The sequence below is a fragment of the Marinobacter sp. es.042 genome (genome assembly GCF_900188315.1).
GTDB lineage: Bacteria > Pseudomonadota > Gammaproteobacteria > Pseudomonadales > Oleiphilaceae > Marinobacter.
On record NZ_LT897781.1, the window covers coordinates 1,959,590 to 1,975,366 of the forward strand.

Annotated in this window: 5 protein-coding genes; 2 read left to right on the plus strand and 3 right to left on the minus strand. The window is 56.9% G+C overall.

The window, feature by feature from the left end:
* Positions 1-9 precede the first annotated feature (9 nt).
* The 3 genes from CFB02_RS09125 to CFB02_RS09135 all read right to left on the minus strand — a co-directional run bounded on the left by CFB02_RS09125 (position 10) and on the right by CFB02_RS09135 (position 12,416).
* Positions 10-10,527 (minus strand): fibronectin type III domain-containing protein, encoded by a 10,518-nt coding sequence (locus tag CFB02_RS09125; RefSeq protein ID WP_088557751.1) that lies wholly within the window; start codon positions 10,525-10,527, stop codon positions 10-12.
* Positions 10,528-10,614: 87 nt separating this feature from the next.
* Positions 10,615-11,553: a transglutaminase-like domain-containing protein gene (locus CFB02_RS09130; RefSeq protein WP_088557752.1), complete on the minus strand. Its 939-nt coding sequence runs from the start codon at positions 11,551-11,553 to the stop codon at positions 10,615-10,617.
* 2 nt (positions 11,554-11,555) lie between these two features.
* The gene (locus CFB02_RS09135) at positions 11,556-12,416 is read right to left on the minus strand and encodes a rhodanese-like domain-containing protein (protein WP_088557753.1); all 861 of its coding nucleotides are present in this window, start codon (positions 12,414-12,416) and stop codon (positions 11,556-11,558) included.
* A 653-nt stretch (positions 12,417-13,069) separates the two neighbouring features.
* On the opposite strand from CFB02_RS09135, the gene CFB02_RS09140 reads away from it, so the two are divergent.
* Positions 13,070-13,756, plus strand: coding sequence for a DUF2959 domain-containing protein (locus tag CFB02_RS09140; protein WP_088557754.1), 687 nt, complete (start codon positions 13,070-13,072; stop codon positions 13,754-13,756).
* A 21-nt stretch (positions 13,757-13,777) separates the two neighbouring features.
* Positions 13,778-15,763, plus strand: coding sequence for a hypothetical protein (locus CFB02_RS09145; RefSeq protein ID WP_088557755.1), 1,986 nt, complete (start codon positions 13,778-13,780; stop codon positions 15,761-15,763).
* Positions 15,764-15,777 lie beyond the last annotated feature (14 nt).

Below are 15,777 nucleotides of genomic sequence, written 5' to 3' on the forward strand. Positions count from 1 at the left end.
GCGATTTCATCAGAAGCCCCCCTGCGGAACGCCAGTTGCTGTTCCCAATCCCGGCGAAGGGCCAAACCCGCCACCCGAGCCTCCAAATCCGCTACCTGAGCCACCACTTCCCCCGCCGCAGCAGGTTTCACACTCTTCCGGACAGAACTGCTCATCCACCGCAATGGAGCTGGGCGCAGGCGAGTAGTTGGTGCCACCGCCACTGCCACCGTAATAGCCACCACCATAGAAACCGCCACCCAGGCCGCCGCCACCACTGCCACCGCCGTCACAGGAGTCGCCACTGATGGCGTTCCAGATCATGGTGGCCGCGTTTTCGATGATGGAGCCAATGGCGCACTCAGCAGAGTAGTTGCAGATCGCCCGGTAACTGCGCCGCAAACAGCCGCCGCCCGTTGCCGTGCCATCGCCACTGGGCTCAAAGTCCTGCAGGGCCACAATCCGGTAGGGCACGCGCACCACCTGCCCCGGGGACAGAACATCCGGAATATCCGTCAGGTAATCGAAGCGTGCGTATTCGTCCCCTGTGGGCAGCGTGGTTTGAACGTCATAGGCTTCGATCAGTCCGTGGTTGGTCAGGGTGAATTCACCCTGGAAAACCTCACCCTTCTTGAGCATGGGCAGGTTCACCGACATGGGTTCGAACAGCACCACCGGTGCCGGTACGTTGGTTTCGTAAGTGGCTTCCAGCATGATGTCGTAGCGGTCTTCCAGGGTGATCTCGGTGACCGAGAACTCCACATTGATCAGTTGGTTCATCAGGAAGACCTGTTCCTGGGTGGTTACCCCTGCCTTCACCCACAGGTGGCCGGACACGGATTCGTGATCAAACGCCGAGGCGCGGAAGCTGTAGCGGCCGACCGGGATATCGGTCAGCTCGCCAAAGCCGTCTGCGTCGGTGGTCAGTTCGTACACTTCCGACAGCACCTGGGTATTCTGCAGTTTGATCTTCACGTTACCCAGGCCCGGAATCGGCTCCATGTTTTCATCCAGGGTGGCGGTGTAGATGTCCACGGTGTGGAAGAATACGTCGCCAGTGGTTGAATCGGTGGCGGCTACCAGCACCGGCACTTCCATGGGTTCCAGGTTGTCCGCGGTGATGCGTACCTTGAACAGGTAGTCGCCCACCGGCACCGAGGCATCCGGCGCGGCGGCGACCTGAATGTCGGTCTGCTCGCCCACGGCCAGAGAGGACAGGTTGGCCGGCGTCAGCAGGCGGAACCACGAAGGCGCGGCGCCACCGGTTTCGTTCACCAGGCTGATGGACAGGTTGCGTGCGCTGTCCAGGCCGGTGTTCTTAACGGTGATGCTTTCCTGCTGGGACTGCCCCAGGCCAACGCCGGTATCCACGAGGGATGGCTGTGCCAGCAGGATCGGCTGGGCTTCGGTCAGGAAATACTCCACCGCCACGGTGCCCAGTGGTTCTGAACGGTTATCCGCGAGTACATTGAACCGCAGGGTGCCGCTTTCGGCCGCGGAGGCATCGCCGGAAAACTTCAGTTTGAAGTAGGCGGTCTGGTTTTCACCGATGGTCTTGGTGGCACCCAGATCAAAGCTCATACCCTCCGGTACGGGCAAGGCATTGCCTTCGCTGTCGGTGGACGGCGCATAGGCCAGGCGCACGTTGCTCAACTGCGTGGCGTAGCCGGAACGTACTTTGATATCCAGGTCGTACTCGTAGTTGCGCGGAATGGTCAGACGGGCCTTGGCCGGCGACACACCTGCGCCCTCCACCACGAAGGTCCCGTCTTGCGGCCGCTCCACCATGCTCGGGTGCAACACGGCCACGGAGTATTCACCGGATTCCGATGCGCCCGGGGTGAACTTGTACACGAAGTCGCCATTGCTGTTGGTGTACACCGGGAAGGTGCGCTCGAAGCCACGGGTAGTGAGCACCAGCGTCAGCGGTACGTTGGCCAACGGTGCGTCGCTCTGGCGATCGATGGCCTGACCAGCGATCTCCAAGGTATCGCCCACGAAGGCGGTGGCCGGGCTGATATTGCCCAGGGCACCGTAGTACGGCGTTTCCTTCAGGCTGACCGGGCTGCTGGCGCGAGTGCCTTCGATGGCCACGAAGGTGTCACGGCCCGTGTGGTACCGGAATTTGTCGATTTCCAGATGAACCGTGACGTTATCAGGGGCCGAGGACGGGACATCAATCTCCAACACACCTGAGGTGTAGGTGTCGTTGGCCGGAATTCGCGCGACGGTGTCGCCGTTGCTAACGGTGATCACGTTGCCGGCTGCCTGGCGCACGGCCTGCTGGCTGAGTACGTTGCCGTCGCCATCTTTCAGGATCAACCGAACCTCACTGGAATCGGCCTTGCCATTGTTGGTGGCTAACAGCAGCTCGGTTTCAACGTCGGACAGGTTTTCCAGTTTCAGGCGCACCTTGCCGGTTGCCCCTCGCACGAACTCTTCGGCCTGAACCGTGGCGACCAGGCCGGACTGGCCGATCTGCACGGATTCACGCTGTTCGATGGTGACGGACTGGCCCGGCTTGGGCTGCACGACAATCTGGGTGTCGATGTCGGTGAGTGTGGGCAGCTTATCGTAGCCACCAATCACCACTGGCACGTCGGTAAAGCTTCCGGGCTCAACGGTGAAGCGCTCGGACCAGTGCTCGCGAGGCGTGCCGTTGTCCATCAGCGTGGCTTTCAGGCGGGCCTGAACCACGGTGCTGGCACCGGCGTTGGCAACACGGAACACGACGCGGTTCATCACGCCACGATCCAGTGCGGTGCCGGAATCGTCAGCCAGCAGGGAGACGCTCAACGCCGGCATTAGCAAGTCGTGATTCACGCTGCTGACGTCGTTGTCGTCAACCGCCACCACACGATAGAGCCGGTCTGCCGGGGCACCGCTGGTCAGGTTGCCACCGTTGTAGTCGAGATCCTCGAAGCTGCGGGCACTCAGGCGGCTGTCGTTCAACTTGACGGCGTTGGAGCCATCCATCCGGTAGACGTCAAAGCCGACCGCCGATGATTTGGAGTGATTCCACTGCAGCGCCGGGCGGCCCTGGTCAGCCAGAGCAATGCTCAGGTCACTGACCGGCAGCAGGTCGACGTTCAGGTATTCTGCGTTGGACGGGGCGGATTCGTTACCCGCTGTGTCGACCGCGGTCACCAGGTAGAGGTGCTCGGTGGCCGACGGGCGGGAATCCAGGGCAATGATGTCCGGAATGCCGTTCTGTAGTGGCGTATACCCTGCCATGGTGGTTGGCGCAGAGCCTTCCGGCAGATCCACGCGGTACAGGTTGTACTTCAGCAGGCCATCCTGGGCTTCACTCGCGGGCGGCTGCCAACGGGCAACAATACCGGTGCCGTTCAGTTCCAGGCTGAGGTTTTCCGGCGCATCCGGCGCGGTGCCGTCGGCAGTCACAGAAACCGGTTGGCTGGGCGCACTTTCAGCGACTTCGCCGTTCTGGGAGCGCAGGCTGACGATGGCGTACTGGTAGATGCCATCGGTCAGCGCGACGGAGGAACCATCCACGTACTGCATGGTGTCCGGGTAGCTGAGCTCGGCAAGTTCGGTCAGTTCCGTTTCACCCGGCGCCTGTCGGAACAGTTTGTAGCCGGAAGCGTTTTCAACGTCACTCCAGATCAGCTCCACCTGGCCACCCGGCAGGGCACGGGCAGTGAGGCCGGTGGGTGTTGCCAGCGGTGGCAATTGGCCCTGGTAGACCTGGAACTCTGCATCGGCAGGGAGCTTGGTGCTCTCGTTACCGAGGTCGTCCCGGGCGCTGTATTGGAAAGCCAGGATTTCGGCGGTGGGCTCACCAGTGCTGTTCTGGCCGGCAGACAGCGGCAGGCGGAAGCGACCGGAGTAGATCGGTGCACCCGGCAGAGACGCGCCGTCTTTGGTCAGGTTGATGCCGTTGCTGTAGTCAGTAATCACTTCCTCGCCCTGCTCGCCGATCACAACCGGCACCAGCTTGGGCATGTCACCCGGCATCACATCGTCCGCAAGGGTGACAACCACTTCCACTTCCTGGCCGAGGCCAGAGGCATCGGCTTCGTTCTCGATCGGGGAACCCGGGTTAATCTGCAGTTTGGCAACTGCCGGGCCCTGGGTATCGACCACGAAGTTTTTGCCTTCCATGACCTCGGTGCCGCGATTGCCCACGTCATCGTGTGCAGAGAGTACGGCAATGGCAGTACCAGACTTGTTGGTGGGCTCAATCCGGAAGTGGCCGGTGTACAGGGTGTCATCCGAGTAATCCCGGTTCAGGGTGGCCACCATGGGCAGGCCGCCGCTCACAGTGAACGCCAGGTACGGAGTGGTTTTCAGCGGTTCACTAAAGACCACTTCCAAGTCCACCTGCCCCGGGGCAACGCGGCCGGTGCCTTCGTCATAACTGCCCTGCGGGGTCATGCGGATTTCAACTGCATGAGGCGCTGTACTGTCGGATGCTGCGCTGGCAGTAGCCGACGGCTCGCTCTCGGTTCCCAGATCGTTCAGGCTCACCACTCGGTAGTAGTACTCGCCGTCGTCCACCGGCAGATCCTGGAAGGTGGTCTTCTGAAGCATCTGCGTGGTGATGCGCTCGGCCATGGCCGGATCCGTGAACTCGCTGGAGGACCGATAGACGTGGTAACCGGCAGCGTTTTCAACAGCGGACCAGGACAGGGCAATCTGGCCTAGGGGTTTGCTCTGGGCGGTGACGCCCTGCGGGGCGTCCGGCAGGGAGCTGTCGAGGGTGATGGTGACTGGGTCGCTGGCGTTGCCGTAGATGCCTCGATTGGTGTAGGCCGCCTCCGCAACAATTACGTTCTCGCCCTCGATCAGCTCTAGTTGGTCGGAGAAGCGGCCCTCCGAACCACTGTAAATCTGCGTGCCCAATTCAGCACCGTTTTGCAGGACCCGAATCTTTGAGCCAGGCTCTGCACGACCATCAAATCTCACTACATCCTTATTGGTCGCGTAACCGGTTTCTGGGCTCACAATTTCAGGTGCCGCAGGAGGTTCCAGTGCAACGTTCACCGAAACAGCCAGTTCGGAGTGGTTGTTCAGGGTGTCGTAAACGGTTGCCACAAGCACATAGTCACCGTCTTCGACCTCAACGAGATTCCAGGGGAGCTCATAGGCAGGGGCTGCGGTGTAATCTACCCCAACAATGCTGGCTCCCGCCACGAGCTCTGCACGGCTCAATCCTGCGGGATCGTCAGCATAAATCCGGATCACGCCATTGCGAGTGATAGTACTGCCATCAACCAAGTCAGCTTCGGTTTTGCCATCAAAGTGAGTGATCCGCTTAATGCTTGGCCCCTCAGTGTCCTCTTTGGGCGTAACCTCTTGCGTTACAACTTGTTTTTCTTCACCACCCGATAGGTTCACGGTCGTGACCGCTACGTAATAGGTAGTGCCATTTTGAAGACCGGCAATGGCGGTTTTCAGTGTGTTTGAAGCCACCACATTCGCGGCTTCGAGGCCAGCGACAGAGCTGTAATTCGTCGTGCTCAAGTAAATGCGGTAGTTTTTGATCAGGTTGCTTGGCTGGACGCCACTCCACTCAAGCTCGATTTTGCCACTGAACGGCTCGGCAACGAGGTTGGCGGGGTTCGCAAGTAACGTGACTCCCGGATTACTAACTCCAGGGGACTCATTGCTGGCGTGGTCGTATGCTGTCACACGAACAGGGTAAGAGGTGGCCGACTCAAGACCCGATACGTTAAAGCGAACACGGCCATCAACCAGCGTCACAGCATCGATTGCTACGTCAGTAGATTGGACAGTGCCGGCCTTGTTCACGTAGATGCGGTACCCCGCAAGATCCTGGCTCTCATCAATCAAGGGGAGCCAGCTAAGCGCCAACTCATTAGCTGACGTAGCAACACTGAAGCCCTCTACATTTGGAGGCGCAACGCGGTCCACCGGAGTTGCCGAGACGCTGTTAACTTCTTGTGTGACCAGGCCGACATGGTCCCTTGCCACGACAGCCAAATGCACCTCGGTATTGCGCTGCAAATTTTGCAGTTCAACGCCGTTCTGCCCACCCGGCACGCTGGCATAAGGCTCCAATCCAATAGTTGAGGAAAACGGCTGAGGTTGGACAAAAACCCAATATTGGGCGATATCGTTACCGTTGGCGAACTCATCATAACCAGACCAATCCAGTTTGACTGATGTACCGTCACCTTCGGGGTCGACGTTGAATGCGACTGGCCCTGGAGTAACGTTGTCGTAATAGATTTTCACGACAGCGGGTTCACTTGTATTACCGGCGCGATCCCTGGACCGGAAGGTAAAGGTATTTTCGCCCTCCGATAGAGAGAGCTGATGGGAAGACTCAGTGACATAGGTGCTAGAATCGAGAATCTGCTCTTCCAGCAAGAGCTTTGAGCCCATCTCCCTTTGGACCACAACAGTGTACTTATTGATGGTTGTTGTATCGCTGGACGGCGATATTACAGGAGGTTCGGGTTCGGTAAGATCGACGGTAAAACTGCTTTCCTGATCGGAGCTATTTCCACGAGTGTCCGCGAAGTGGGTTTCGATCAAGTAGCTGCCTTCAACAAATGGCGAACTTGGGGTGAAGACATAAGTGTAGGTTGCTTCCTCGAAACTCAATGAGCCAGGAACTTCCGAGCCTGCCAACTTGATCACGACTGAACTGTTTTCCAGATCCAGTTCGGCGCTTCCCGGTTCCTTGACGATTAATTTAACGGAATCCGGTACGTACCCCAGGAACCCACCAGGGTCCTGCTGATAGATATAGGGTTCGAAATCGTCGACATCCACACTGAGAACGACCGGGTCAGAGGTATTGCCAGCGTCATCACGCGCTACGAGTTCGAGTTCGTTCATCCCTGGCTCGAGGGGATAGCTTTCTATCCTCCAATCCCCAGATCCCGAATCGACTTTTTGGACGCCATTGAGCGAGATGGAAACGTTATCGGCCCGAGTGCCTGTTAGTGTGATTGAACGAACATTGATTTCCTGTAGCTGGGTAACATCATGCGATGTCACCACCACGGGCTCCGGTGGTGTGGAGTCAACACTGAATTCGAAGAGGAAGACATCCTCTGCTTCACCGGTAATTCCGTTCCAGTTCTGGTCCATCCCATCACCAGATGGGGAGAGAATGTCCGGACCGATCTTCAGCTGATAACTTCCGTCCACCAGCGGTTGCTCAAGCGAAACCTGGTAAGTCAGCGAATTTATTCGAGAGATACTCGTTACAGCAGCTGGAGACGCTCCAGAAATTTGGATATCAGATGCCGTCAAGGTTGATGGCGCAATCTCGCTGTTAAACCAGATACTGAAACCGGATACTTGGTCACTCAGTATTTGGTTTATGCTGACTTTTCTGACGGATACATTCTTGAGGACCGGGTTTTCTCTGGCCATGATGTGCACCGAGCCGTCGCTGCCTGCACCACTGTTGTACCCGGCATTGCCCCCTAGCGCTGAAACGCTGTTCAGATTGAAACCATCAATCGTCTGGTAGTACACCGCCACCCGGCCACCGCCGCCGCCAGCGCCGTAATTGCCACTCACGCCATTGCCCCCATTGGCCGTAATCGACCCGGAACCGGACAGCGTGTTGACACGCAGCCAAATCGCACCACCACTACCTGCGCCATAATTTGCGCGGGTCGAGCCGTTGCTGGTGATCTGACCATCCAGAACCAAAGCGTTGGCCGTCAGCCGCAACGCACCACCACCCCGCGTACTACCTCCGCCAGTACCCAGTGAGAACGGCTCACGGTAGCTACCGTATTCCGGAATGCTTGCGTAACTGCTGTAGTTACCTCCTCGACCACCGTAACTGCCGCCGACCCTTTGTTGTTGTCCCTCCGGTGCGGACTTGCCTCGGCCGCTCACATCCAAAGCGGATGTCTCGTCTACACTCACCGTGCCAATCACCTGTACATCCAGCTTCTCATCTGAACCAGTGGGGTGCGACAGTTTCGAACCGTTACGAAGCGAGAGCGAAGCCCAACTTTGAGCTCCACTCAACACAAGCATTCCTTTCTCCAGTGATACGTCACCCCCAGTGGCGATACCCTCAGTAACGACCTGAGCGCGAGTGTTATTGATAGAGAGCAGACTGAGTCCGGTCGGTTCATCACGAATCACGGTAAATGGATCCGACAACCCCTTACCGGCGATCCGCAATTCGGACACCTGGCGCGCCTCATCATTGAAATAAACCGTACCGGCACCGCCAGAACCACTGGAGCTATACCCTTCATTTCCTCCTAGGGCCGATACGTTGTCCAGATTGAACCCATCAATCGTCTGATAGTACACCGCCACCCGGCCACCGCCGCCGCCAGCGCCGTAATTGCCACTCACGCCATTGCCCCCATTGGCCGTAATCGACCCGGAACCGGACAGCGTGTTGACACGCAGCCAAATCGCACCACCACTACCTGCGCCATAATTTGCGCGGGTCGAGCCGTTGCTGGTGATCTGACCATCCAGAACCAAAGCGTTGGCCGTCAGGCGCAACGCACCACCACCCCGCGTACTACCTCCGCCAGTACCCAGTGAGAACGGCTCACGGTAGCTACCGTATTCCGGAATGCTTGAGTAACTGCTGTAGTTACCTCCTCGACCACCGTAACTACCACCGACCCTTTGTTGTTGTCCCTCCGGTGCGGACTTGCCTCGGCCGCTCACATCCAAAGCGGATGTCTCGTCTACACTCACCGTGCCAATCACCTGTACATCCAGCTTCTCATCTGAACCAGTGGGGTGCGACAGTTTCGAACCGTTACGAAGCGAGAGCGAAGCCCAACTTTGAGCTCCACTCAACACAAGCATTCCTTTCTCCAGTGATACGTCACCCCCAGTGGCGATACCCTCAGTAACGACCTGAGCGCGAGTGTTATTGATAGAGAGCAGACTGAGTCCGGTCGGTTCATCACGAATCACGGTAAATGGATCCGACAACCCCTTACCGGCGATCCGCAATTCGGACACCTGGCGCGCCTCATCATTGAAATAAACCGTACCGGCACCGCCAGAACCACTGGAGCTATACCCTTCATTTCCTCCTAGGGCCGATACGTTGTCCAGATTGAACCCATCAATCGTCTGATAGTACACCGCCACCCGGCCACCGCCGCCGCCAGCGCCGTAATTGCCACTCACGCCATTGCCCCCATTGGCCGTAATCGACCCGGAACCGGACAGCGTGTTGACACGCAGCCAAATCGCACCACCACTACCTGCGCCATAATTTGCGCGGGTCGAGCCGTTGCTGGTGATCTGACCATCCAGAACCAAAGCGTTGGCCGTCAGCCGCAACGCACCACCACCCCGCGTACTACCTCCGCCAGTACCCAGTGAGAACGGCTCACGGTAGCTACCGTATTCCGGAATGCTTGCGTAACTGCTGTAGTTACCTCCTCGACCACCGTAACTGCCGCCGACCCTTTGTTGTTGTCCCTCCGGTGCGGACTTGCCTCGGCCGCTCACATCCAAAGCGGATGTCTCGTCTACACTCACCGTGCCAATCACCTGTACATCCAGCTTCTCATCTGAACCAGTGGGGTGCGACAGTTTCGAACCGTTACGAAGCGAGAGCGAAGCCCAACTTTGAGCTCCACTCAACACAAGCATTCCTTTCTCCAGTGATACGTCACCCCCAGTGGCGATACCCTCAGTAACGACCTGAGCGCGAGTGTTATTGATAGAGAGCAGACTGAGTCCGGTCGGTTCATCACGAATCACGGTAAATGGATCCGACAACCCCTTACCGGCGATCCGCAATTCGGACACCTGGCGCGCCTCATCATTGAAATAAACCGTACCGGCACCGCCAGAACCACTGGAGCTATACCCTTCATTTCCTCCTAGGGCCGATACGTTGTCCAGATTGAACCCATCAATCGTCTGATAGTACACCGCCACCCGGCCACCGCCGCCGCCAGCGCCGTAATTGCCACTCACGCCATTGCCCCCATTGGCCGTAATCGACCCGGAACCGGACAGCGTGTTGACACGCAGCCAAATCGCACCACCACTACCTGCGCCATAATTTGCGCGGGTCGAGCCGTTGCTGGTGATCTGACCATCCAGAACCAAAGCGTTGGCCGTCAGGCGCAACGCACCACCACCCCGCGTACTACCTCCGCCAGTACCCAGTGAGAACGGCTCACGGTAGCTACCGTATTCCGGAATGCTTGAGTAACTGCTGTAGTTACCTCCTCGACCACCGTAACTACCACCGACCCTTTGTTGTTGTCCCTCCGGTGCGGACTTGCCTCGGCCATTTAGATTAATTAACGAGTTGGAATCGACAATCACAGAGCTTGAAACAGTCAGATAAAGCCCGTGAATCGATTCAATGGGATGGTTCAGAACAGCTCCATTGCGGAGCTCGAGAGAATTTAAAGTATGTGCACCGCTTATGGTTAAAACAGCCCCATCAACCACAAGATCTAACTCGTCGAGTGAAAAGTCTTCTGCGGCAATAGTCGTGTTATCAGAAATGATCACTTCCGACGCCACAGCGGGCATCGCAACCAGAATCAGGGCCAGAAGCGTCCAAATTTTGCGAATTACAACGTTCACTCGATCGTCCTTTGCGGGTCGTTCAAAACGATGCCGATCATCCTTGAGACCGACTACTCAGCAGGCACCAAGGCCGCGCTTGATATTTCAGTTCATTTCCACCACAACCCTTGGGTCGTAGGAAAAAAAACGCTGGGAATTCGTGATTTCACTGCTACCAGTTTTGAGAATTCGAAATGCCACGTACTGACTTTCGTTTGCATTAAATACATCGCCGTGAGGGTCAGACAAATGCCAATGGTCTGGTTTGCCCTTACCCTTGAATATGGTCCAGTTGTGGTAATCGGCGGCACTCAAAACGGCACCCCTTCCATTTACTCTAAACCCGGCAATACCAAGAGCCTGGAGACCACTTGCGCGAAAAAGACCAAGTGCAGCGTGCATGAACTCGGTACAATCTCCTTTCCGCTCCGTCAATGCGTACCTTGCCCCTCGGTCCCTAGATACATAGCCCACGTCTCGCAGGTTCTGATGCACCCATTGATGGATGGAGAGGGCAGGCTCAATCCCTTCCAACTGCGTGCCGGAAGCCTCCAGCTCAACGAGTATCCGCTCCACAAAATCGACACCCTGCTCGACCAAAGGGTCTGATGACTCCGAACTGGGCGCGGCAAACTGAATACCCGGCTGACTCCACATGGTTAATCTTGCCTTAATGGTGACGACGTGCTGGCCATACGGCGGCAATTCAGGGACTTCAAAACTCAACGTCTGGTTACCCAGGTCGTCAGAGTGTTTTGTGAATGGCCGCGAGGCTTCAATGCTCTGAAGTGTCTGGAAGGCTGTTTTTGGTACAGGAGCGAAGGTCGAAAAAGAAACATTATGGAGGGATTGATTCGTTGTGTTTTTCAGGGTGAACCCATACCTCACCAGCACATCACTTGCCGTCGGCTCGGCAGGCGCAAGCCCTGAGCGATCATCCCATTCTATCAATGCCCAAACAGCTGCCACGCATCCGAGCAAGATAACGACCGCAACACTTAGGCCCCTTTTACTATCCAGGCTACCGGTTTGAAGTCGGCCCACAATTATCTCCTACACCGGTAACGTTCAGGCACCTTCAGCCGTGAATGGGCAAGGTTCCGGGATTTCTGGTAAGCGTGGGCGATTTGGTTGGCAGATTGATCGAGCACGAATACAGATCGGTGCTTACTGGCAACATCGAAAGGAGGCGCATCAAACCCGATAAGTACGACAGGTATAGTGAAGCCCTCTAGGTTTTTCGAAAGCAGGGACACTAAAGCACTCTCGAGCGAATCAGCCTTGCCGACACCCCGAACAGCAACATTTGGGGGCATCATTTTAACGAGGCGCTCTGCCTGTGACTGGGGGGCCAAGACCGAAACTCTACCGTGGAAAGCTTCAGCAAAAAACATGTTTGGAGTGATTGAAAAAACCTCATCACGGTCACTTGGCAAGCCAATAAGCGATTTTCCCGAAGCAAACCAACTCGACACGCCTCCATTGAGAATGCTTAGACTCAGGAACCCAGCATTTCGAGCTGCTGCGCACAATTTTGCTAGCGTCGTGCGGGAAAACCCTTCATTTACCACGACCAGAGAGTGATCTTTAAGCGTAGAATTATGCAGAAGTTCAGAAGGAGAGACATTGATACTACCGGGAATACGGGCGCGACTATATTCCGCAGACTGCCTGATATCGATGACGAGGGCGGCTTCCGCATCGACACCATCAACATCGACAAAACAACCGAAGTCCTCGCCTTCCCAAACGGATTCTCCACCAAGACTCACCATCTTTATGTAGTCCGCCTCAGCCAAACACTGTGCAGACTCAATTTGGGCACTCAGCAATGAGGAAAATAAGACCAGTGGCAGGGCACAAATGGCAAATATTCGGAAATGGCTTTCACGTCCATATGAATACATCAACTTTCTTCCGTCTCTGTAATACAGCCCTCCAGGAGGACCTCAGAGCAAAACAGTCTAGATTAGCGAAAAATTAAATAGAAGTAACCAGCGCCCAAGCAACCGAAAAAAGTCGATGGGATCACATACGTTTTGCAACTTTTTACAAATTAACTGCAATAAACCTAAAACAACAGAAGTCGAAACATTGCTGCACATTTCACTGAGAGCGAGTAGTTAAACGTCCAACTATTGGATTGGCAACTACCACCACCTTTGACCTGATCAGGCCTGACGACCATCTTCATCGCCGAACTAGTCGAACCGGAGTTCCATACCTACGACTTCCACGCCTTGCGCACAGGCATCATGGCCGCCTCCACCTACTCCGGGTTAGTGAGAACACCCACCCGGCCATTGAAGAAGTGCAGGTAACCGGCATTCCCGATGACTGTCACCGGGAAGATCCAGAAATTCAAGATGCGGGAGATTTCAATCGAGGAGATGGGGCTGAAGAAATAACCACGGCCCCTGCTTTGGTTGAACTGACAAACCCCGGCGCTTGCCAGGGTTTGCCGTTTTCCGCTCTAGCAAATCAAGGCCGAATACGTGCTTGTCAGCGCCCCACCGCCATGCTTCACTTCTGTGATTAGTATGCAACCGGAGACGCCCCTATGCCCAGCCCCGCAACCGACTATTCGAAAACAAAAACCAGCCTTCAACGTGTCTGGGTGCTATTGCTCAGCGCGGTGCTCCTTGGCGGGTGTTCCACGGTTTACTACAAAACCATGGAAAAATTCGGGTATGAAAAGAGGGACATCCTGGTAGACAGGGTGGAAGACGCACGAGACAGCCAAAACGACGCCCAGGAAACCTTCCGTTCGTCGCTTGAGCGTTTCCAGAGTGTGGTGGACACGCCTGACACCGAGCTCAAGGAACAATATGCCGAAATCAGCGATGCCTACGAAGACAGCCTGGCGAGTGCCGAAGAGGTTAGAGACCGGATCGACAAGGTAGAAGAAGTCGCCGAGGACCTGTTCGATGAATGGGAAGACGAGCTCAGCCTGTACGAAAGCGCATCACTGCGCCGCAGCAGTGAGCAGCAGCTGAAAGAAACCCGCGTTCAGTACGGCCAGCTGATCAGCCGGATGCACGACGCCGAGGACAGGATGGAACCGGTGCTGCAGGCATTTGAGGATCAGGTGCTGTACCTTAAGCATAATCTGAATGCCCAGGCGATCGGTTCGCTGGAAAACGAACTGGTGAGCATCCGTCAGGATGTGGATTCCCTGATTCGCAATATGGAACAGTCAATCGCGGAGTCTGAAGCCTTTATTCAACGCTTTCGCCAGGGCGGGTAATACCTCAAGGGAGCCAACGCTATGGAGCGCCAAGACGCAGATCCTGCGCTCAAGCCGGCATTGATGCAGTTCGATATGGCGCTGGCAGAATTTGCCCGCGCCCGCAAATCGGACCCCAAAGCCTCCAGCCTCAGTCTCCTGGAGCGCACAAGGGTACTGATGACATTGCCGGGGGGCTTCGACGCCATCTACCGGCGCGTAAGGTCGCTCGAATCCGCCGGCATTTTTGGCACCAGCGACTGGGCCCGGCCAGCCCTGCTGCAACCGGCGCTCGCCAAACACTCGCTGAGGGAGGCGGGTGCTGTTACCACCATTGTGGAAGCGATCAGCGAACTGCGTATGCTGGCCGTCACCCGTGGCAAATACTTCCATCCCGGAATTTCTGCTGAGCAGGCACGCCACTTTCTCACCCAGGTGATGGCATTAAACCTGGACCTGCTGTCTGGCCAACTCACCGAAGCCGACCGGGAAAGACCCAAGCAACTTGGCACCATCGTTCAGGAACTCTATCGGTACCTGATCTCCCACTTGGGCTATGAGAGCCTACTGGACAGCCTGGTGGCGGAAGTCTGGCGATTGCTGGACCAGGGGCCGGTGCAGGTCGACAGTATTCGGGAAATGATAGGGCAAATCGCCAAATGCCTTTACGATCCCGACATCAAAACCGGACGCAATGCCGATGCCACGCGGCTGGTTAAGGCCCTCTTTGCTCCCACACCTGCCAGCGCCGAGGATCCTGGCCTTGCCGTATACGAACAGCGCCTGAGAGACATGGACGACGTGGCGCTCTCCTCCGAAGCCACCTACTTTGCCCGCAGCATGTTCGACACCGGCCTTGCCTCGCCCTACCACGCGGTGATGCTCCGGTTCCTGCGCGCCAGCGGCCAGGACGATCTCATCCCCAACACACTGGGACTGACCATGACCGGGTTGGACGATCTCTACTGTTACACCGACCTGGTCCATGCCCTGATTGACGAGGCCATCTACCCGGAAACCTGCCAGGCCGTATATGGCCTGACCATGATGCTGGAGCGAGGATCCCTGTTTACACCCTCTGTGGCCCAGGCCCTGTGGCGGCAAATCAAACTCAAGCCCTCTGCGGAAACCGATCAGGCCCTCAGAAAAGCGTTCGGCGATGCCCGGCCACCACGGGTATTCCTGCTGGCCGGGGTTATCAACCTGCTGGGCCAGCCGCTGGGCGTTGGTCAGGGCAACAACCCCACCTGCCAGTCGGCTATTGGCCTCTCCATGTGGGCGTTGAACGAGGCCGATTATCTGCTCCAGGTGCTTACCTGGGCGGCGAGGGATAACGAAGTACTCAGCCGGTTCGAGGGCCAGGAGGTGTCTTCCAGGGATCTGGAGCCCGGTCTGGTGGAGGGCACACCGGTGGATGTAGACCCGGTATCGCTGGTGCTCATCCCTCATCTCGACAGCATCTACGGCGAGATGTGGCGCCGCTGTGAAAACCGCGATGACGACGCCCACCGCTGGATCAACCCGGAATTCTATGGCTGGTGGGTCAGCCACGGCTTCCGCGTGGTGGCCGACGTGAAAACCGGTGAGGTGCAGGACTACGAAGACTTTATCCGGCATTTTTACGCCAGCTATCACCCCTTCTACAACGGCAACATACCTGTCATTCACGCCCAACCGGCCGGTATTGCTGTAACAGACAGCGCCGCCCGCTATGTGGGCCGCCACGCCATCAATATCCTGCGCGTTGCCCTGAGCCCGGATAACGAGATGCGGGTGTACTTTTTTAACCCCAATAACGACAGCGGCCAGAACTGGGGCCAGGGCATTACCTGCTCAACCCATGGCAATGGCGAGTTTCGTGGTGAAGCTTCCCTGCCCGTGGCCGAATTCACGTCTCGACTGTACGCCTTCCACTACGATCCACTGGAACTGGGCGACCTCTCGGCGATACCCGATGAGGAAGTCGCCCGGGTTATGGACCTGGGCTACACAAGCTGGGCAGCCCCTGCCGAAGAAGCGGGAGAGTAAAGACTCCCGCCAGG

Excerpts from the sequence above, each read along its gene's own strand:
- CFB02_RS09135 (WP_088557753.1), bottom strand. The coding sequence starts at position 12,416 with ATGTATTCATATGGACGTGAAAGCCATTTCCGAATATTTGCCATTTGT.
- CFB02_RS09140 (WP_088557754.1), top strand. The coding sequence starts at position 13,070 with ATGCCCAGCCCCGCAACCGACTATTCGAAAACAAAAACCAGCCTTCAA.
- CFB02_RS09145 (WP_088557755.1), top strand. The coding sequence starts at position 13,778 with ATGGAGCGCCAAGACGCAGATCCTGCGCTCAAGCCGGCATTGATGCAG.